General features: G+C 72.8%; 20 protein-coding genes. 7 read left to right on the top strand and 13 right to left on the bottom strand.

What is annotated here, in order from left to right; all coding sequences use genetic code 11:
- Positions 1-998, bottom strand: a 998-nt coding sequence (locus QMC84_RS11230) for a DAK2 domain-containing protein (protein WP_300374866.1), incomplete at its 3' end; no start/stop codon positions are given.
- Between the two features lie 182 nt (positions 999-1,180).
- Between QMC84_RS11230 and rpmB the strand changes: the two genes are divergently transcribed.
- Positions 1,181-1,366, top strand: coding sequence for a 50S ribosomal protein L28 (gene rpmB / locus QMC84_RS11225; protein ID WP_011756723.1), 186 nt, complete (start codon positions 1,181-1,183; stop codon positions 1,364-1,366).
- A 202-nt stretch (positions 1,367-1,568) separates the two neighbouring features.
- Here rpmB and QMC84_RS11220 read toward each other — a convergent pair whose 3' ends face one another.
- On the bottom strand, positions 1,569-2,519 hold the full coding sequence (locus QMC84_RS11220) for a thiamine-phosphate kinase (protein WP_300374865.1): 951 nt from the start codon (positions 2,517-2,519) through the stop codon (positions 1,569-1,571).
- A 101-nt stretch (positions 2,520-2,620) separates the two neighbouring features.
- Between QMC84_RS11220 and QMC84_RS11215 the strand changes: the two genes are divergently transcribed.
- Positions 2,621-2,857: an Lrp/AsnC ligand binding domain-containing protein gene (locus tag QMC84_RS11215; RefSeq protein WP_284536751.1), complete on the top strand. Its 237-nt coding sequence runs from the start codon at positions 2,621-2,623 to the stop codon at positions 2,855-2,857.
- Positions 2,858-2,869: 12 nt separating this feature from the next.
- Positions 2,870-3,394, top strand: coding sequence for a DUF3515 domain-containing protein (locus tag QMC84_RS11210; RefSeq protein ID WP_300374863.1), 525 nt, complete (start codon positions 2,870-2,872; stop codon positions 3,392-3,394).
- Positions 3,395-3,425: 31 nt separating this feature from the next.
- Here QMC84_RS11210 and QMC84_RS11205 read toward each other — a convergent pair whose 3' ends face one another.
- The gene (locus tag QMC84_RS11205) at positions 3,426-4,547 is read right to left on the bottom strand and encodes a D-alanine--D-alanine ligase family protein (protein WP_300374861.1); all 1,122 of its coding nucleotides are present in this window, start codon (positions 4,545-4,547) and stop codon (positions 3,426-3,428) included.
- A gap of 32 nt (positions 4,548-4,579) precedes the next feature.
- On the opposite strand from QMC84_RS11205, the gene QMC84_RS11200 reads away from it, so the two are divergent.
- The gene (locus tag QMC84_RS11200) at positions 4,580-5,656 is read left to right on the top strand and encodes an aminotransferase class I/II-fold pyridoxal phosphate-dependent enzyme (protein WP_300374859.1); all 1,077 of its coding nucleotides are present in this window, start codon (positions 4,580-4,582) and stop codon (positions 5,654-5,656) included.
- 44 nt (positions 5,657-5,700) lie between these two features.
- Here the strand turns inward: QMC84_RS11200 and QMC84_RS11195 are convergent, their stop codons facing one another.
- Together QMC84_RS11195 and QMC84_RS11190 are read right to left on the bottom strand one after the other, a co-directional pair.
- Positions 5,701-6,708: an NAD(P)H-dependent glycerol-3-phosphate dehydrogenase gene (locus QMC84_RS11195; protein WP_300374857.1), complete on the bottom strand. Its 1,008-nt coding sequence runs from the start codon at positions 6,706-6,708 to the stop codon at positions 5,701-5,703.
- Positions 6,705-7,517 (bottom strand): lysophospholipid acyltransferase family protein, encoded by an 813-nt coding sequence (locus tag QMC84_RS11190; RefSeq protein WP_300374855.1) that lies wholly within the window; start codon positions 7,515-7,517, stop codon positions 6,705-6,707. Before QMC84_RS11190 ends, QMC84_RS11195 begins: the two co-directional genes overlap by 4 nt.
- A gap of 90 nt (positions 7,518-7,607) precedes the next feature.
- Here QMC84_RS11190 and cofC point away from each other — a divergent pair, with 90 nt between their 5' ends.
- Positions 7,608-8,243 carry a 2-phospho-L-lactate guanylyltransferase gene (cofC, locus tag QMC84_RS11185; protein ID WP_300374853.1) on the top strand — a complete coding sequence of 212 codons (636 nt, stop codon included), beginning with the start codon at positions 7,608-7,610 and terminating at the stop codon, positions 8,241-8,243.
- Positions 8,244-8,310: 67 nt separating this feature from the next.
- Here the strand turns inward: cofC and QMC84_RS11180 are convergent, their stop codons facing one another.
- From QMC84_RS11180 to leuC, 3 genes are all read right to left on the bottom strand, one after another.
- Complete coding sequence (locus tag QMC84_RS11180; protein ID WP_300374851.1) at positions 8,311-8,937, bottom strand: HU family DNA-binding protein; 627 nt, start codon at positions 8,935-8,937, stop codon at positions 8,311-8,313.
- 230 nt (positions 8,938-9,167) lie between these two features.
- A complete protein-coding gene (gene leuD / locus QMC84_RS11175) occupies positions 9,168-9,776 on the bottom strand; it encodes a 3-isopropylmalate dehydratase small subunit (protein ID WP_300374849.1) in 609 nt (202 codons plus the stop codon).
- Between the two features lies 1 nt (position 9,777).
- Positions 9,778-11,193: a 3-isopropylmalate dehydratase large subunit gene (leuC, locus tag QMC84_RS11170; RefSeq protein WP_300374847.1), complete on the bottom strand. Its 1,416-nt coding sequence runs from the start codon at positions 11,191-11,193 to the stop codon at positions 9,778-9,780.
- A 112-nt stretch (positions 11,194-11,305) separates the two neighbouring features.
- On the opposite strand from leuC, the gene QMC84_RS11165 reads away from it, so the two are divergent.
- On the top strand, positions 11,306-12,028 hold the full coding sequence (locus tag QMC84_RS11165) for an IclR family transcriptional regulator (protein WP_300374845.1): 723 nt from the start codon (positions 11,306-11,308) through the stop codon (positions 12,026-12,028).
- Positions 12,029-12,108: 80 nt separating this feature from the next.
- On the opposite strand, the gene QMC84_RS11160 is transcribed toward QMC84_RS11165, so the two are convergent.
- Both QMC84_RS11160 and QMC84_RS11155 read right to left on the bottom strand, forming a co-directional pair.
- Positions 12,109-12,600: a methylated-DNA--[protein]-cysteine S-methyltransferase gene (locus tag QMC84_RS11160; RefSeq protein ID WP_300374843.1), complete on the bottom strand. Its 492-nt coding sequence runs from the start codon at positions 12,598-12,600 to the stop codon at positions 12,109-12,111.
- Position 12,601: 1 nt separating this feature from the next.
- On the bottom strand, positions 12,602-14,086 hold the full coding sequence (locus QMC84_RS11155; protein ID WP_300374841.1) for an AlkA N-terminal domain-containing protein: 1,485 nt from the start codon (positions 14,084-14,086) through the stop codon (positions 12,602-12,604).
- A gap of 136 nt (positions 14,087-14,222) precedes the next feature.
- Between QMC84_RS11155 and QMC84_RS11150 the strand changes: the two genes are divergently transcribed.
- Complete coding sequence (locus QMC84_RS11150; RefSeq protein WP_300374839.1) at positions 14,223-15,323, top strand: LCP family protein; 1,101 nt, start codon at positions 14,223-14,225, stop codon at positions 15,321-15,323.
- Positions 15,324-15,341: 18 nt separating this feature from the next.
- Here QMC84_RS11150 and QMC84_RS11145 read toward each other — a convergent pair whose 3' ends face one another.
- The 3 genes from QMC84_RS11145 to QMC84_RS11135 are packed head-to-tail and all read right to left on the bottom strand — an operon-like array spanning position 15,342 to position 17,977.
- On the bottom strand, positions 15,342-16,292 hold the full coding sequence (locus QMC84_RS11145) for a bile acid:sodium symporter family protein (RefSeq protein WP_300374837.1): 951 nt from the start codon (positions 16,290-16,292) through the stop codon (positions 15,342-15,344).
- Positions 16,285-17,031, bottom strand: coding sequence for an SDR family NAD(P)-dependent oxidoreductase (locus QMC84_RS11140; RefSeq protein ID WP_300374835.1), 747 nt, complete (start codon positions 17,029-17,031; stop codon positions 16,285-16,287). The genes QMC84_RS11145 and QMC84_RS11140 overlap by 8 nt, the downstream gene beginning before the upstream one ends.
- 1 nt (position 17,032) lies before the next feature.
- Positions 17,033-17,977: an SDR family oxidoreductase gene (locus QMC84_RS11135; protein ID WP_300374833.1), complete on the bottom strand. Its 945-nt coding sequence runs from the start codon at positions 17,975-17,977 to the stop codon at positions 17,033-17,035.

The following is a 17,977-nucleotide window of genomic DNA, read 5'->3' as shown; positions in this document are numbered from 1 at the left end:
ACCCGGCGGCCGTCGCGGGCGGCGGCGCGGCCGCGGGCCGCGGCGATCTGCTCGGCGAAGTGGGTGACCCGCACCCGGTGCGGGCGACCGGCCGCGATGCCCGCCTCGATCGCGGCGCCGACGTCGTCGACGTGCACGTGGACGTTCCAGAGCCCCTCGCCGCCGACCACGACCAGCGAGTCGCCCAGCGCACCCAGCGCGGTCCGCAGGCTCGGGATCGCCGCGTCGCCGGCGTCCAGGAGGTACATCACCTCGTAGGACGGCCCGTCCGGGGTCAGGTCGCCGGTCCTGGCCGCGGTCGGGATCGGGATGTGGTGGCTGCCGAACGGCACCGTGACCGGCGCCGGGCGACGGCCGGTGAGCGCCGTCTCGGCCGCGTCGAGGATCACGCTGACGCCCCGCCCGCCGGCATCCACGACCCCCGCCTCGCGGAGCACGGGCAGCTGCTCCGGGGTGTGTGCCAGGGCCTCGCGGGCGGCGGCCGCAGCCGCGGTGAACACGTCGCGGGCCCGGGCCCCGGGTTCCTCGGCCGCCTCGGCCGCGGCCTCGGACGCGGCCCGCGTGACGGTGAGCATGGTGCCCTCGACCGGGACCCCGACCGCGGCGTAGCTGGCCTCGGTGGCCCGGTGCAGCGCGTCGGCCATCACCCGGGCGTTGCGCTCCCCCGGCTCGGCGCTCCCGATCCGGCGGGCGATCGCACCGAGCATCTCGCTGAGGATCACCCCGGAGTTGCCCCGGGCGCCGAGCAGCGCGCCACGCCCGAACGCGGCGAGCGCCGTACCCAGGTCGGAGGCCGGGTCTCCCCCGGTCGCCTCGCGCACGGCGTCGCGGGCCGTCGAGACCGTGAGGTACATGTTCGTGCCGGTGTCGCCGTCGGGCACCGGGTAGACGTTGAGCGCGTCGATCTCCTCGCGGGCGTCGGCCAACGCGTCGGTGGCGATGTCGACGAAGCGCAGTACCACCTCCAGCGTGATGACGCCGCCGCGGGGAGTTTCCATCGCCGTCCTCGCTCGTGGAGACTGCTCCGAGGTCGCGCTCGGGCTGGTGAGTCCCACACGTTAGTGGCAGCCGCTCGATTTCCGGGCGCCCGGGGCCATCGGATACTCTTGTGCGGTTGCCCGCTCAGCGGGCCCCCTCTGACTAACCGGTTCCACACCCTCGATCGTTTAAGGAGCACACGGTGGCTGCCGTCTGCGACATCTGCGCCAAGAAGCCCGGCTTCGGCAACAACCGTCCGTGGTCGCGCAAGATCACGAAGCGTCGCTTCGACCCCAACATCCAGCGCGTCCGTGCCACCGTCAACGGCACCCCCAAGCGCCTCAACGTGTGCACCGGCTGCCTGAAGGCCGGCAAGGTCACGCGCTAGCGGTTGCGGCGAACCCGCTTCCGCGTCAGCGCGGGAGATCGAGCAGGACAAGAGCGGACCGTCACCCATCCGGGTGGCGGTCTTTTCCTTTCCCTCACCTCCCTCACGCCGAGTCGGCGCGTCTTGCCCGCCTTCTCCACAGGCGGGTGGGCAAGATGCGCCGACTCGAGCCTCTGGGGCGGGCAAGATGCGCCGAGTCGACCTAAAAATGGGTCCAGCCGGTGGGTCCCTCGTAGACCGCGCCGTCGACGGTGACGCCCTCGCCGGCCGTGACGGCACCGATGACGGCCCAGCCGTCGGGGACCGAGTCGAGGTCGGGGAAGGTGGCGAGCAGGGCGTGGTCGTCTCCCCCGCCGAGGATGAACTGGATCGGGTCGGCCCCGATCGCCGCGCCGACCGCGTGCAGCGGCTCGGGCACGTCGAACGCGGCGGCGTGCACGTCGATGGCCACCCCCGAGTCGGCGGCGATGTGGTCGGCGTCGGCGAGCAGGCCGTCGGAGACGTCGATCATCGCCGTGGCGCCGGCCGCGGCGGCCACCGGGCCGGCGTCGTACGGCGGCTCCGGGCGGCGGTAGGCCTCCACGAGGACCCGGGGCGAGCGGAAGCCCCGGCCGAGCACCGCGAGACCGCCGGCGGCCCAGCCCTGGCGACCGCAGAGCGCGAGCACGTCACCGGCCCGGGCGCCCGAGCGCAGCACCGGCGACTCGGTGCAGGCGCCGAGCACGGTGACGGCGACCACGATCTCGTCGGCCCGGGTCACGTCGCCGCCCACGACGCTGGCGCCGACCAGGTCGCACTCCGCGGCGAAGCCGCGGGCGAAGTCCAGCGCCCACTGCGCGGGCAGGTCGGCCGGCGCGGCCAGCCCGATGGTCAGCGAGGTGGCCCGGCCACCCATGGCGTTGACGTCGGAGAGGTTCTGCGCGGCCGCGCGATGCCCGACGTCGTCGGCGGCGGCCCACTCGCGGCGGAAGTGGCGCCCCTCGACCATCAGGTCGGTCGAGACCACCACGTGGCCGGTCCGCACCCGGAGCACCGCGGCGTCGTCGCCGGGGCCGACCAGGACGTGCTCCCCCTGGGGGAACAGGTCCACGAGTGCGCGGATCAGGCCGAACTCGCCGGCATCGGCCAGCGTCGCGTCAGGGGGGAACGACATGGACCCATCCCACCAGATGCGAGCAGGGGTACCGCACGGTAGGTTGGCGTGGCAACGCCGCAGAACCCAGATCACCCGTTCCAGATCCCAGGGAGAGCTCGATGGTCGTCCAGGCGTACATCCTGATCCAGACCGATGTCGGCAAGGCCGCCGAGGTGGCCTCCGCCATCGCCCAGGTCAAGGGCGTGACCCTGGCCGAGGACGTCACCGGCCCCTACGACGTGATCGTGCGCGCCGAGGCCCGCAACGTCGACGAGCTGGGCAAGCTCGTCGTCTCCAAGGTCCAGAACCTCGAGGGCATCACCCGCACGCTGACCTGCCCGGTCGTCCACATCTGAGGCGTCCGCCCGGTGCCCACCACCGGACGCCGCCGGCGCCCCGGGTCCCTGCGGATCCGGGGCGTCGTCGTGTGCGCCGCCCTCGTGGCCGCGGCCCCGCTGCTGACGGCCTGCTCGGCCGGCTCGGTCGAGATCGACGCCGGGGCGATGTCCCCGGCCGACCAGCGCGCCTGCCGTGACCTGGTCGCCGGCCTGCCCACCACGCTCGCCGGCCTGGAGGCCCGAGAGCTGTCCGGCGACACCGAGTACGGCGCGGCCTGGGGCGACCCGGCGATCGTGCTGACCTGCGGCGTCGGCGTACCCGACGGGTTCGACGAGTTCTCCGCGTGCACCGAGGTGTCCGGCGTCGGCTGGTTCGTGCCGCCGGAGCAGGAGAAGGACCAGGACTCAGACGTGCTCCTGACCGCCGTCGGCTACTCGCCGCGGGTCTCGCTGCTCGTGCCCGCCGACCGGCGGGGGTCACCGTCGGCCGACGCGCTGGCCGCGCTGGCCGGGCCGGTGCTCGAGCACCTCACCCTCGAGGACGGGTGCGCCTGAGGCCCAGCGCGAACGGCTCAGCGCGAACGGCTCAGCGCAGCCCGGTGTCGCGCTGCAGGGCGAGCTGGATCAGCCGGTCCACGAGCGCGGGGTAGTCCACGCCCGAGGCCGCCCACATCCGCGGGTACATCGAGGTCGGCGTGAAGCCGGGCATCGTGTTGATCTCGTTGACCACGAGCCGCTCGCCCGGGAGCACGAAGAAGTCGACGCGGGCCAGACCCTCGCAGCCGACCGCCTCGAACGCGCGCATCGACAGCTCCTGGACCTGGCGGGCCAGCGGCTCCGGCAGGTCCGCGGGCACGTCCAGCTCGGTGTGCTCCTCCGGCAGGTACTTCGCGGCGAAGTCGTAGAACTCGTGGTCGCCGGAGATCCGGATCTCCGCGGGCACGCTGGCCTCCGGCGTGCCGTCGAGGGCCTGGAGGACGCCGCACTCGACCTCGCGCGCGTCGACGGCCGCCGCCTCGACGAGCACCTTCGGGTCGTGCTGGAGCGCCTCGTCGATCGCCCGGTCGAGCTCGGTCGCATCGTGCACCTTGGAGATGCCGAGGCTCGAGCCGCCGCGCGCCGGCTTCACGAACAGCGGGTAGCCGAGCCCGTCCGCGCGGTCCCGGCACCCGGCGGGGTCGCGCTCCCACTCGCGGCCGGTCACGGTGACCGACGGCAGCACCGGCAGGCCGGCGGCGGCCAGCACCACCTTCATGTAGGCCTTGTCCATGCTCACGGCCGAGGCGAGCACCCCGGCGCCGACGTACCGCACCCCGGCCATCTCGAGCAGGCCCTGGATGGTGCCGTCCTCGCCCCAGGGGCCGTGCAGCAAGGGGAACACCACGTCCACCTCGCCCAGCGCGCGCGGCGGCTGCGCCGACTCGGTGACGACCAGGGCGGTCGACGCGCTCTCCGGGGCCAGCGCGATCGTGGCGCGGTCGCCGTCGACGTGGGGCAGCCGGTCGGGGCCCTCGATGCGCAGCCGCTCGGGGTCGCCGGACTCCAGCACCCACCGGCCGTCGGTGGCGATGCCGATCGGGACGACGTCGTACGCCGTCCGGTCGATCGCGGCCAGCACGCTGCCCGCCGTGACGCACGAGATCGCGTGCTCGTTGGACTTGCCGCCGAAGACGACGGCGACCCGGGGTCTGCGGCTGGACGCGTTCATCGGGCTCGACCCTATCCGTCTAGCGTGGTCCCATGAGCAGCGCCTCGCGAGACCTGAAGCCGGCCACCATCGCCGTCACCTCCGGCCGGCCGGCCCGAGAGCCGGACCGTCCGCTCAACGAGCCGATCACGATGACCTCGACGTACGTCGCGGGCGGCGAGGTCGAGTACGGCCGCCACGGCAACCCGACCTGGGCGGCGTTCGAGGAGACGCTCGGGGCGCTGGAGGGCGGTCGCGCGCTCTCGTTCTCGTCCGGGATGGCCGCGGTGACGACGGTCCTCGACCTGGTCGGCCTCGACGCCCTGGTCGTCGCCCCGGCGCACGCCTACAACGGCACCCTGCTCCAGCTCGCCGACCTCGAGAGCCGCGGACGGGTGCGCACGAAGCTGGTCGACATCACCGACACCGACGCGGTCATCGCCGCCAGCGAGGACGCGGCGCTGGTGTGGCTGGAGTCGCCCACCAACCCGGCGCTCGAGCTCGCCGACCTCCCCACGATCAGTGCTGCGGCGCACACGGCCGGGGCGTACGTCGTGGTCGACAACACGTTCGCGACACCGATCCTTCAGCAGCCGCTCACGCTGGGCGCCGACCTGGTCGTGCACTCGGTGACCAAGTACCTCGCCGGCCACAGCGACCTCCTGATGGGCGCCGTGGTCACCGGCGACGACGAGCTGTACGCCGTCCTCAAGGGCCGCCGCGACCTGATGGGCGCGACGCCGGGGACGCTCGAGGCCTGGCTCGCGCTGCGCGGCCTGCGGACCCTGCACCTGCGCGTCGAGCGCGCCCAGGCGAACGCCGCCGAGCTGGTCCGGCGGCTGGGCGGGCACCCGGCCGTGGCCGAGGTGCGCTACCCCGGCTTCGGCGGGATCGTGGGGATGGTGCTGGCCGGCGGTGCGCCGGCCGGGGACCGAGTCACCCGCAGCACCCGGCTGTGGGTGCACGCCACCTCGCTCGGCGGCGTCGAGTCGACCTTCGAGCGCCGCCGCCGCTGGAAGGCCGAGCCCGTGACCATCCCCGAGGGCCTGGTGCGGATGTCGGTCGGCATCGAGGACGTCGACGACCTGTGGGAGGACCTGCGCAGCGCACTGGATGGCCTGACCCTGTAGGCCATACCCGCCAGGTCATCGGACGGGCTGACCTCGTACCTCGGTCAGTCCGTCTCGGCCTTGGTGTCGCGGGCGATGAAGGAGTCCATCATCTCCTGCGCGGTCATCCGGCCGTCGACGACGGCGGTGACGTGGTGGGCGATCGGCGCGTCCACGCCGGTGCGCTCGGCGAGGGCGAGCAGCGAGGCACAGGACTTCGCGCCCTCCGCGACCTGGCGGGTGGTCGCGTAGATCTCGGCGGCCGTCATCCCCTGGCCGAGCCGCTCCCCGAACGTGCGGTTGCGGGAGAGCGGCGAGGAGCAGGTGGCGACCAGGTCGCCCAGGCCCGCTAGCCCCATCAGCGTCATCGGGTTCGCGCCGAGCGCGGTCGCCAGCCGGGCGGTCTCGGCCAGGCCGCGGGTGATCACGGACGCGGTAGTGTTGTCGCCGAAGCCGAGGCCGACGGCCATGCCGACGGAGAGCGCCACGACGTTCTTGTACGCGCCGCCGAGCTCGCAGCCGAGGACGTCGACGCTCGTGTACGGCCGGAAGGCCGGCGAGTGGATCCGCGCCTGCAGCTGCCGGGCGACCTGCTCGTGCTCGCAGGCGACCACGGATGCCGCGGGCTCGCGACGGGCGATCTCCTTGGCGAGGTTGGGTCCGCTGATCACCGCGATCCGGTCCGGCCCGGCGCCGGCCACCTCGGCGATCACCTGGCTCATCCGCTCGAGGGTGCCGAGCTCGACGCCCTTCATCAGCGACACGAACACCGCATTGGGCTCGACGTACGGCGCCCACTCGCTCAGGTTCGCGCGCAGCGTCTGGGACGGCGTGGCGAGCACGACCAGGTCGGCGCCGTGCAGCGCCTTCTCGACGTCGTGGGTCGCGGACACCTGCGGCGGCAGCTCCACCCCGGGGAGGTACTCGGGGTTCTCGCGCTGCTCGGTGATCGCCGCGGCGACCTCCTCCCGGCGCGCCCAGAGCGTGACGTCGTTGCCGGCGTCGGCGAGCACGATCGAGAACGCCGTACCCCACGACCCGGCGCTGAACACCGCGACCTTGCCGGCGCTCATGCGCTCTCCTCGGAGGCCTGCTTCCGGGGGCGGCGGCTCGAGGGCCTCCTCGGGCCGTTGGGGTCCTTGTTGGGGTTGCCGGTCTGGCGCACGCCGGCCTTGCGCATGTCGAAGCGCTCGGCCGGGGCGGTCTCGCCACGGACCTCCTCGACCAGGGCGGTGATGGCCGCCATGATCCGGTCGGTCGCCTGCTGCACGAGCGCGATGGACTGCGGCTGGTCGAGCAGGTCGGCGAGGTCGACGGGCGGCCCGACGAGCATCTGGATCCGCTTGCGCGGGAACAGGTCCGGCTTCTTGGCATACGGCGCGAGCAGCTGCTGCGCGCCCCACTGCCCGACCGGGATCACCGGGCAGCCGGTGGCCAGCGCGATGCGGGCCGCCCCGGACTTGCCGGTCATCGGCCAGCCGCCGGGGTCGCGGGTGATCGTGCCCTCCGGATAGACCACGACGCACTCCCCCCGGCGCACCGCCGCGACGGCGGCGTCGTACGCCCCGGCCGCGTTGGCGCTCAGCCGCTCGACCGGGATCTGCCCGGCGGCGGTGAAGAAGAAGGCACCCGCCCGGGTCTTGAACAGCCCGGACTTCGCGAGGTAGCGCGGCAGCCGGCCGTGGTCGTACACGAGGTGCGCGGCGGTGAGCGGGTCGACGTGCGAGACGTGGTTGAGCGCGAGGATGAACCCGCCCGAGTCGGGGATGTTCTCGCCGCCGACCCACTCGCGGGTGGTGGTGGCGAGCAGCAGTGGCTTGATCACGGGAACGGCGAGGTTCCACGCCCATCCGCGCTTCTGCTGGAGCTTACGTACCGTCACGGACGCAGATTACTCGGTCGGTGCGCTCCGATCCGTCGCACGGCGGGCCGCCGCGCCGCACCTCCCGGGAGGCCTGACAGGATCGGGTCGATGTCCGAGAAGACGCCCGACCAGCAGTACGCGGTGCTGGTGCCCGTGAAGCCCCCCGCCGTCGGGAAGTCACGCCTCGCGGGCCTCGGTACACAGGCCCGGCGCGCATTGGCGGAGGCCTTCGCACTGGACACCGTCGCCGCGTGCCTCGAGGCGGCGTCCGTCGCCCGGGTGCTGGTCGTCACCGACGACGTCCGGATCTCCTTCGCCGTCACGGCGCTCGGCGCCGACGCCGTGCCGGACGGCGTCAGCGGTGACCTCAACGGCACCCTGCGGCAGGCGGCGTCCGAGGCGGCCCGACGTTGGCCGGGACTGCGGCCGGTGGCGCTGTGCGCCGACCTGCCCGCACTGCGCGCCGCGGACCTCGACGAGACGCTGGCGCAGGCCCGGTCGCCGCAGCCGTGGTTCGTCCCCGACGCTGCCGGCGTCGGGACGACGATGTACGCCGCGCCCGGCAACGAGTTCGATCCGCGGTTCGGTCCGGGATCGCGCGCCGCGCACCTCGCTGCCGGCGCGCAGGAGCTCACCGACGTCGCCCCGTCGGTACGCCGCGACGTCGACGACCTCGACGACCTGCGTGCCGCGGTCGCGCTGGGCGTCGGGCCGCACACGGTCGCCGTCCTCCCCACGAGGTGAGCCGGGCCCACACGTGACGACGGGCCGCCACCCGCGAGGGTGACGGCCCGTCGTGCTGCTGCGGAGGTCAGGCCTTCTTGGCGGTCTTCTTGGCCGGTGCCTTCTTGGCCGGTGCCTTCTTGGCAGGGGCCTTCTTCGCGGGCGCCTTCTTGGCGACGGCCTTGGTGGCGGTCTTCTTCGCCGGTGCCTTCTTGGCGGCCGGCGCCTTCTTGGCCGGCGCCTTCTTCGCGGGCGCCTTCTTGGCGACGGCCTTGGTGGCCGTCTTCTTCGCCGGCGTCGACTTCGCCGCCGTCTTCTTGGCGGGGGCCGCCTTCTTGGCCGGAGCCGCCTTCTTGGCCGGAGCCGCCTTCCTCGCCGCGGCCGTGGCCTTCTTCGCCGCGGCCGGGCCCGCGGCCAGCGTCAGCTTCGGAAGCTTCTTGGCACCCGAGACGACGTTCTTGAGGTCCGCCCCGGCCGTGAACTTCGGCACCGCGGTCTTCTTGGCCTTGATCCGCGCACCGGTCTGCGGGTTGCGCACCCAGCGCGCCTCGCGGACCCGCTTCTCGAACGACCCGAAGCCCGTGATGGCGACCTTCTCGCCCTTCGCGACCTCTCGTGTGATCGTGTCCAGCACGGACTCGAGAGCATGGGCCGCGGCCTTGCGGTTTCCCTCGTAACGCGCGGCCAGCGCGTCGATGAACTCTGACTTGTTCACTGTCTTCCCTTCCAATGAACGACAAGTGGTCGAGCCCGTGCTCGACTTTCTTCAACGCACGCTAGGTATTCGCAGCGCCAGTCACAATCACCACCGCGCCTTTTCGTGCGTCTTTTTCGGATTCCCTCGAGATGGAAATCCGGTCAGCAGAGCGGGATCGCACATACGAGAAGGGCGAATCCCCAGGCCTGCTTGGGGATTCGCCCTTCTCGGCTGTTCTTTTGGCGCTGTCAGTGCGCGTGGATCGTCGCCGGCTTCCACGCGGGTCGGGTCGCCTCGAACGACGTGATCGCGTCGGCGTGCCCGAGCGTGATGCCGATGTCGTCGAGTCCCTCGAGCAGCCGCCAGCGGGTGTAGTCGTCGATGTCGAAGGAGTCCTCGACGGCGTCGACGCCCTCACCGGCACGGATCGTGCGCGACTCCAGGTCGACGGTCACCGTCGTGCCGGGGTGCTCGTCGAGCAGGTCCCACAGCCTCTGCACGACCTTCTCGTCGACCTGCGCGGCGAGCAGGCCGGCCTTGCCGGAGTTCCCGCGGAAGATGTCGGCGAACCGCGGCGAGATCACGACCTTGAAGCCGTAGTTCTGCAGCGCCCACACGGCGTGCTCGCGCGATGAGCCGGTGCCGAAGTCCGGGCCGGCCACGAGGACCGAGGCGCCGGCGTACCCCTCGTTGTTGAGCACGAAGGTCGGGTCGTTTCGCCAAGCGGCGAACAGCCCGTCCTCGAAGCCCGTGCGCGTGACCCGCTTGAGATAGACCGCGGGGATGATCTGGTCGGTGTCGACGTTGCTGCGCCGCAGCGGGATCCCGACGCCGGTGTGGGTGGTGAACCTGTCCATCTCAGTTGCTCCCAACGGGCTCGAGGTCGGCGGGCGAGGAGAGGGTGCCGCGGATCGCGGTCGCGGCCGCGACCGGCACCGACACGAGGTGGGTGCGCCCGCCCTTGCCCTGGCGTCCCTCGAAGTTGCGGTTGGACGTCGACGCGCTGCGCTCACCGGGCTGCAGGGTGTCGGGGTTCATGCCCAGGCACATCGAGCAGCCCGCGCCGCGCCACTCCCCGCCGGCCTCCTTGAAGATCACGTCGAGGCCCTCGTCCTGGGCCTGGAGGCGCACCCGCACCGAGCCCGGGACGACGAGCAGGCGGGTGTCCTTGTCGACCTGGCGGCCCCTGATGATCTCGGCAGCCGCCCGCAGGTCCTCGATCCGGCCGTTGGTGCACGAGCCGATGAAGACCGTGTCGACCTTGATCTCGCGCATCGGGGTGCCTGCCTCGAGCGCCATGTACTCACACGCCTTCTCGGCCGCGACCCGGTCCGAGGGGTCGTCGTACTGCTCAGGGAAGGGGACGCTGCCTCCCAGCGGGACGCCCTGGCCGGGGTTGGTGCCCCAGGTGACGAACGGCGTCATCGTGCTCGCGTCGAGCACGATCTCCTTCTCGAAGGTCGCATCGGCATCGGTGACCAGGGTCTTCCAGTGCGCGACGGCCGCGTCCCAGTCGGCGCCCTTGGGCGCCTCGGGCCGGCCCTCGATGTAGTCGAACGTCGTCTGGTCGGGGGCGATCAGGCCGGCCTTCGCGCCCCACTCGATCGACATGTTGCAGACGGTCATCCGGCCCTCCATCGAGAGCTCCTCGATGGCCTGGCCGCGGTACTCGACGATGTAGCCCTGCCCGCCACCGGTGCCGGTGTGGGCGATCAGGGTGAGCACCAGGTCCTTCGCGGTCACGCCGTCGGGCAGGCTGCCCTCGACCGTGACGGCCATCGTCCTCGGCTTGGCCTGCGGCAGCGTCTGGGTGGCGAGGACGTGCTCGACCTCCGAGGTGCCGATGCCGAACGCGATCGCGCCGAACGCACCGTGCGTGCTGGTGTGGCTGTCGCCGCACACGATCGTCATGCCGGGCTGGGTCAGCCCGAGCTGCGGGCCGACGACGTGCACGATGCCCTGCTCGACGTCGCCCAGCGGGTGCAGCCGGACGCCGAACTCCGCGGCGTTGCGGCGCAGCGTGTCCACCTGGGTCTTGGAGACCGGGTCGGCGATGGGCTTGTCCCAGTCGAGCGTGGGAACGTTGTGGTCCTCGGTCGCGAGGGTGAGGTCCGGGCGGCGCACGGTCCGGCCCGCGAGCCGGAGCCCGTCGAAGGCCTGCGGGGAGGTGACCTCGTGGATCAGGTGCAGGTCGATGTAGAGGAGGTCCGGCTCCCCCGGCGTCGACCGGACGACGTGCTCGTCCCAGACCTTCTCGGCCAAGGTCCTACCCATGGCGCACTCCCTCGTGAGCTCACGGTGACCGCCGTCCGTGGCGGCACCTCGTTCGACAACATCACAGATCCTAGCGCTTGCATCCCATGATCTGAGACGACAATATTGCCATATGGACAACTCCAGCGGAGTCGGCGTACTCGACAAGGCCGCCCTCGTGCTCACCGCCCTCGAGTCGGGCCCGGCCACGCTCGCGGGCCTGGTCGCCGGCACCGGCCTGGCCCGGCCGACCGCCCACCGGCTCGCGGTCGCGCTCGAGCACCACCGCCTGGTCGCCCGCGACATGCAGGGCCGGTTCGTGCTCGGCCCGCGGCTGACCGAGCTGTCCGCCGCCGCCGGCGAGGACCGCCTGCTCGCGACCGCCGGCCCGGTCCTCGCGCGCCTGCGCGACATCACCGGCGAGTCCGCCCAGCTCTGGCGACGCCAGGGCGAGCATCGCGTGTGCGTCGCCGCCGCCGAGCGGCCCAGCGGCCTGCGGGACACGATCCCGGTCGGCTCGCAGCTGACCATGCGGGCCGGGTCGGCCGCCCAGATCCTGCTGGCCTGGGAGGACCCGGAGCGGATGCACCGGGGCCTGCAGAACGCCGCGTTCTCCGCCGCCGCGCTCTCGGGCATCCGCCGCCGCGGCTGGGCCCAGTCCGTCGGCGAGCGCGAGCAGGGCGTCGCGTCGGTGTCCGCCCCGGTCCGCTCCCCCAGCGGCAAGGTGATCGCCGCCGTCTCCGTCTCCGGCCCACTCGAGCGGCTCTCCCGCCAGCCCGGCCGGATGCACGCCCCCGCGGTCCTCGCCGCCGCCGAGCGGTTGTCCGAGTCGCTGCGCCGCGCCGCCGCCGAATAGTAAGCCCCGTCGAGTGACGTGAACTGGCTGGAAATCCTGCCCTGGGACAGCCACTTCACGTCACTCGACGGGAGATGCAGTCAGAACAGCGCATCCTGCTCGAGCTCGAGGAGCAGTTGCTTGCGGGGCAGGCCGCCGGCGTAGCCGGTGAGGGTGCCGTTGGCACCGATGACCCGGTGGCACGGGATCACGATCGGGATCGGGTTGCGGCCGTTGGCCAGGCCGACCGCCCGGGAGGCGGCGTTGGTCATCCCGAGGCGGTGGGCGATCTCGCCGTAGGACGCGGTCTCGCCCCACCCGACACCGAGCAGCTCGTGCCAGACCCGCTGCTGGAACGCAGTGCCCTGGGGCGCCAGCGGGAGGTCGAACTCCTTGAGGTCACGGTCGAAGTACGCGCGCAGCTGCCGGGCCGCCTCCACGAGGAGCGGGTGGTCGTCGGCCCGGTCACCTCGCGGGCGGCCGTCGCCGCTCTGCCCCACTGCCGAGAACGGCGAGAACTCGATCGCGGTGATCGCGCCGTTGTGCTCGACCAGCCGCAGCTCGCCGACGGGTGAGTCCATCACGGTCCACATCTCAGGTCTCCTTGCTGAGGGTCTGCCAGAGGTAGAGCTGCGCGTAGGAGCGCCAGGGCGACCAGCCCCGGGCGAGCTCCGCCGCGGTCGACGGGTCCCGGCCGAGGCCGGCCAGCGCGTCGCGGATGCCGAGGTCGGTCGGCAGGAAGACGTCCGGGTGCCCGAGTGCCCGCAGCGCGATGTAGTCGGCGGTCCACGGTCCGATGCCGGGGATCGCCAGCAGGGCCCGGCGTACGTCGTCGCGGTCGGGCCCGCGGTCCAGCGCGAGCGCGCCGGAGGCGATCGCGGCGCACAGCGCGATCAGCGCGCGGCCCCGGACTCGCGGCATCGGCAGTTGCTCGGGCGAGAGCCCCGCGAGCGTGTCGGCGTCCGGGAACAGGTGGGTGAGCGCGCCGTCGGGCCGGGCCAGCAGGCGTCCGTGCTGCTCGACGAGCCGCGCCGCGACGGTGCGGGCGCCGGCGACGCTGACCTGCTGGCCGAGCACGGCGCGTACCGCGATCTCGTGGCCATCGACGTGGCCCGGGACCCGCAGGCCCGGCCAGGCGCGCACGAGCGGGCCGACCACGGGGTCACCGGCGAACGCGGCGGCGACCGCCACCGGGTCGCAGTCGGCGTCCAGCATCCGGCGCACCCGCTCGGTGGCGGCGCCGGTGTCGCGCAGGTCGTCGAGCACGAACGTGGCGGTCGCGAACGCGGTCTGTCCGGGCTCGACCGCGTCGGGCACCTCCAGCCGGACCGTGCCGCCGCCGTGCGGCAGCGCGAGCGTCCTGGCGTACCAGCCCTCGCCCGCCGCCTCGACCCCCGGGACGGCGCGGATGGCGAGGAAGGCCAGCAGCGCCGAGCCGTGGTACGGCGTGCGCACGGCCAACCGCATCGTGACGGTGCCGGTCCCGGCCCGGCCGCCCCGCCGGCCGCGCAGGTCGGTCGGGGAGGCGGCGTACACCTCCCGGATCGTGTCGTTGAACTGCCGGACGCTCGAGAAGCCGGAGGCGAACGCCACGTCGGCGTACGTCAGCTCGGTGGTCTCGATCAGGACCCGGGCGGTCTGGGCCCGCTTGGCCCGGGCCAGCGCGAGCGGGCCGGCGCCGAGCTCGGCGGTGAGGATCCGGGTGAGGTGGCGCGACGTGTAGCCGACGCGGCGGGCCAACCCGTCGACGCCCTCGCGGTCCACGACCCCGTCGGCGATCAGGCGCATCGCCCGGCCGGCGGCGGTGGCGGCGACGTCCCAGTCCGGGCTGCCGGGCGTGGCGTCCGGCAGGCAGCGCTTGCAGGCGCGGTAGCCGGCCGCCTGGGCGGACGCGGCGCTCGGGTGGAACGTGACGTTCTGGAACGCCGGGGTCCGGGCCGGGCAGGAGGGCCGGCAGTAGATCCCGGTGGTCCGCACCGCGGTGTAGAACACGCCGTCGAACCGGCGGTCGCGCGACTTCACCGCGCGGTAGCAGGACTCGCGGTCCAGCCGCTCGTCGTGGGTCCCGGTGGCGCTCATGGCTCCATCCTGACCGACGCCACCGACCACATCTGGCGGAAATCGGACACGGCCCTGAGCCTATCCCGGGCGGCTCGCCGACGGGCACGTACGCTGGACGTCGTGGATCTCGGGAATCCTCTGGAAGGATCCCGACGTGCCCGACGAGCCCCCTCACCACCATCGCCGCACCATCCTGCGCGTCATCCTGGTCGCCGAGCTGGTGATGGCGCTGGTGACCGGGGCGACCGTCGTGTTCGCCTACCGCCACCTCAACGGCAACATCGAGACCCTGCCGACGATCCAGCACCTCGTCGAGCCGCCCGCGGACGTCGCCGACGAGCCGCAGCAGCCGATCAACGTGCTCGTGATGGGCTCGGACACCCGCGCGTGTGACGGGTGCGGGATCGACCAGGAGGCCGGTGAGGGCGGCTCGGACACCACGATCCTGCTGCACGTCTCCGCCGACCGGAAGCAGACGTACGGGCTGAGCCTGGCGCGCGACACGATGGTCGCCCGGCCGGCGTGCGAGGTCGACGGCGAGACCGTCCCCGCGGAGGACCCGGTCATCTTCAACGAGGCGTTCGCGGTGGGCGGTCCGCTGTGCACCGTGCTCCAGGTCGAGCACGTGACGGGCATCCACATCGACCACACCGTCGTCGTGAACTTCGCGGGCTTCGAGGACATGGTCGACGCCGTGCACGGCGTCGAGGTCTGCGTCCCCAAGCCGGTCGACGCCTACGGCATCCACCTCGAGGCCGGACGCCAGCTGGTCACCGGCCGCGACGCGCTCGGCTACGTGCGCGAGCGACACGTGCTCTCCCCCAACTCCGACCTCGGCCGGATGAAGCGCCAGCAGGCGTTCATCGCGTCGATGGTCAAGCGGGTGATGTCCGCCGACACCCTCACGATGCCGAACCGGCTCTACAACTTCCTCGACGCCGCAACGAGGTCGATCCAGGTCGACAAGGACCTCGCCAGCCTGGGCAAGCTCGTCGACCTGGCCCAGCAGTTCAAGGGCGCCGACCTGAAGAAGATCAAGTTCGTGACCGTGCCGGTCGAGGAGTACCCGGCCGACCCGAACCGGCTCCAGTTCGCGCCCGACGCGGAGCAGCTGTGGAAGCTGATCCAGCACGACGAGCCGCTCGGCAGGTTCGCCAAGGGCGCCATCTCGGCCGACGACAAGGTCGGCGACCTCGGCGGCGACCCGAACGACCCCGACGCGCAGCAGCGGCTCGCCAACGGGCTCTGCGCCTGACCGGTCGGCTCGAGGAGCTCAGCCTCGGGCCGGCACCGGCGTGCGGGTCCGAGCCCGCCACACCCGCGCGACGGCCAGGGCGGCGATGATGTCCCAGATGCCCCACCAGGCCGCGACGAGCGCCATCCCGCCGAGCCCGTCGAAGAAGCTGAACACGAGCAGCAGACCCAGGCCGGCGTTGCGCACCCCGACCTCGAACGTCATCGCCTTGGTGGCGTCGCCCGGCAGTCGGAACGCGCGGGCGATCAGGTAGCCGAGGCCGAGAGCGAGCGCGTCGTGCAGGAGGACCGCGACCGCGACCACGCCGATCCAGGAGAGGAACAGGTCGAGGTTCTTCGCCAGCGCGAGCAGGATCAGCAGGCCCAGTGCGGCGAACGCGACCGGGCCGACGATCTTGCCGGAGCGGGAGGCCACCCGGGGCCAGAAGTGGGCCGCCGTGATGCCGAGCACGAACGGCAGGCCGATGACGATGAGCACCTCGATCAGCATGTCGACGACGTCGAGTTCGATCGAGCGCATCATCGGGCCGCCGGTGGGGTGCAGGTTGCCCCAGAGCGCGAAGTTGAGCGGCATCAGCACGATCGCGAGCAGGTTGCTCACCGCTGTCATCGACACCGACAGCGCGACGTCGCCGCGCGCCTGGTGGGTGACGATGTTCGAGACGTTGCCGGGCGGGCAGCACGCGACCAGGATCATGCCGAGCGCGACCGAACCGCCGACCCCGAGCAGCAGCGTGAGCACGAACGTGATGGCCGGCAGGATCAGGAACTGCGCACCCACGCCGACGGCGATCGCCTTCGGCCGCCGCGCCGCCCGCCTGAAGTCGTCGAGGGTGGTGTCGAGGGCGATGCCGAACAGGATGCAGGCGATGATGACGCGCAGCAGCATCCGAGAGCTCTCGTCGAACGCGATCTTGATGTCGTCGACGTTGTCGGCCATCGCCACCAGGGACAGCAACGGGTCACTCACGGTTCTCTCCTGTCCCGGCGCGCAGCCGACGGGTCATCAGGCGGGTGTAGGTCCGAGGGGCGTACCGGCTCACCGACCACGCCAGCCGTGCCGTGCGGCCCACGAGGACGACGTCGCGTCGCCCCTCGGCGGCCTCGACGATGGCCTGAGCCACCTGCTCGGAGGTGAGCTCGGCGCCGGTGGTCGTGCGGCCGCCCGATCCGGCCGGGTCGGCCACGCCCATGCCGCCGGTGACGAACGTCGGGTGCACGATCACCACCCGCACGCCGTCGGCGGCCAGCTCGGGGCGCAGCGCGGTGAAGAGCCCGGTGACCGCGTGCTTCGCGGCGACGTACGCCGGACGGCCGAGCACCGGCGCGAAGCCCGCCACCGACCCCACGAGGACGACCCGGCCCCGGGCCCGGCGCAGCGCGGGCAGCGCGGCCAGCAGCGGTCCCACGGCGGCGAAGTGGGTCCCGTCCATGACCCGCCGGTGCGTGTCCAGCCCATGGTCGTCGACCGCCCCGATCGCCGACAGCCCGGCGCAGAGCACCAGCAGGTCGAGCCGCGGCAGGTCCCCGACGACCGCGCGGACCGCCTCCTCGTCGGCGAGGTCGCAGACCTGCGTGTGCGGCCCGGCGACCAGGTCGAGTCCCTGTACGGCGTACCCGCGCTCGATCAGCCGGTCGACGACGTGGCGGCCGATCCGGCCGCTCGCGCCGGTCACCACCGCCATCCGCCCCGCCGACCCGGTGGTCACGTCAGCCCCGTCCCGCCCGGCCCTGGCGGAAGACCTCGTAGGTCTCGCGGGTCGTCAGGGTCGGCAGCCCGGGGAAGTCGCGGCGCAGCCGGGTGTTGTCGAGCACCGGACGGTGCAGCAGGAACTCCACCTGCTCGGGGCCGTATCGTCCGACCCCGATCCGCCTCATCGTCCGGAGGGCGATCCGCACCACTGCGGCCGGGACCGTCACGACACGAGCGCCCTCGACGGCGGCGATGTCGCGCAGCGTCATCACGCCGTCGCCGGCGAGGTTGTACGTCCCCGTGCGTCGGGCCAGCACGCCCGCCACGACGATGTCGGCGACGTCCTCGTCCCAGATGAACGTGAACGGCCCGTCCGTGCCGGCGAGCGTCATCACGAGCCGCCCGGTGAAGAGCGCGGTGATCTGGTTGTCCGTGTGGGCGCCTAGGATGGTGCCCGGCCGCAGCACGAGCTGTCCGAGACCGGGGTGCCGCCGGCGCGCCCGCGCGAGCAGCGCCTCGACGGCGGCCTTGTGCCGGGAGTAGGCGAACGCGTCGCTGCCGGGGACCGGCAGGTCCTCGGTGAGCAGCCGGCCGTCGTTGCGGGCGCGATAGCCGTACGCCGCTCCGGAGCTGGTCACGGTCAGGTGCCCGACGCCCGCGGCCACGCAGGCGTCGACGACGCGCCGCGTGCCGCCGACCTCGATGTCCTCGAGCTCGGCCTCGTCCATCCCCTTGGGCGGCTCCACGATCGCCGCGAGGTGCACCACCGCGTCGACCTCGTGCTCGCGCATCAGCAGGGCCAGGTCGAGCCGGCGCAGGTCGGCGGTCACGTACGTGACACCGGGGACGGGCTCGCGCGCCTCGCGGACGTCGACCGACACGGTCGTGATCCCCCGGTCGGCCAGTCGGCGGACGACGAGGGAGCCGAGGTAGCCGGTGCCACCGGTCACGAGCACGGTCAT

This window comes from Nocardioides sp., from assembly GCF_030019515.1.
In the GTDB taxonomy this organism is placed as follows: domain Bacteria; phylum Actinomycetota; class Actinomycetes; order Propionibacteriales; family Nocardioidaceae; genus Nocardioides.
The sequence above is the reverse complement of the archived record's forward strand: the minus strand, read 5'-3'. Positions and strand labels throughout refer to the sequence as shown.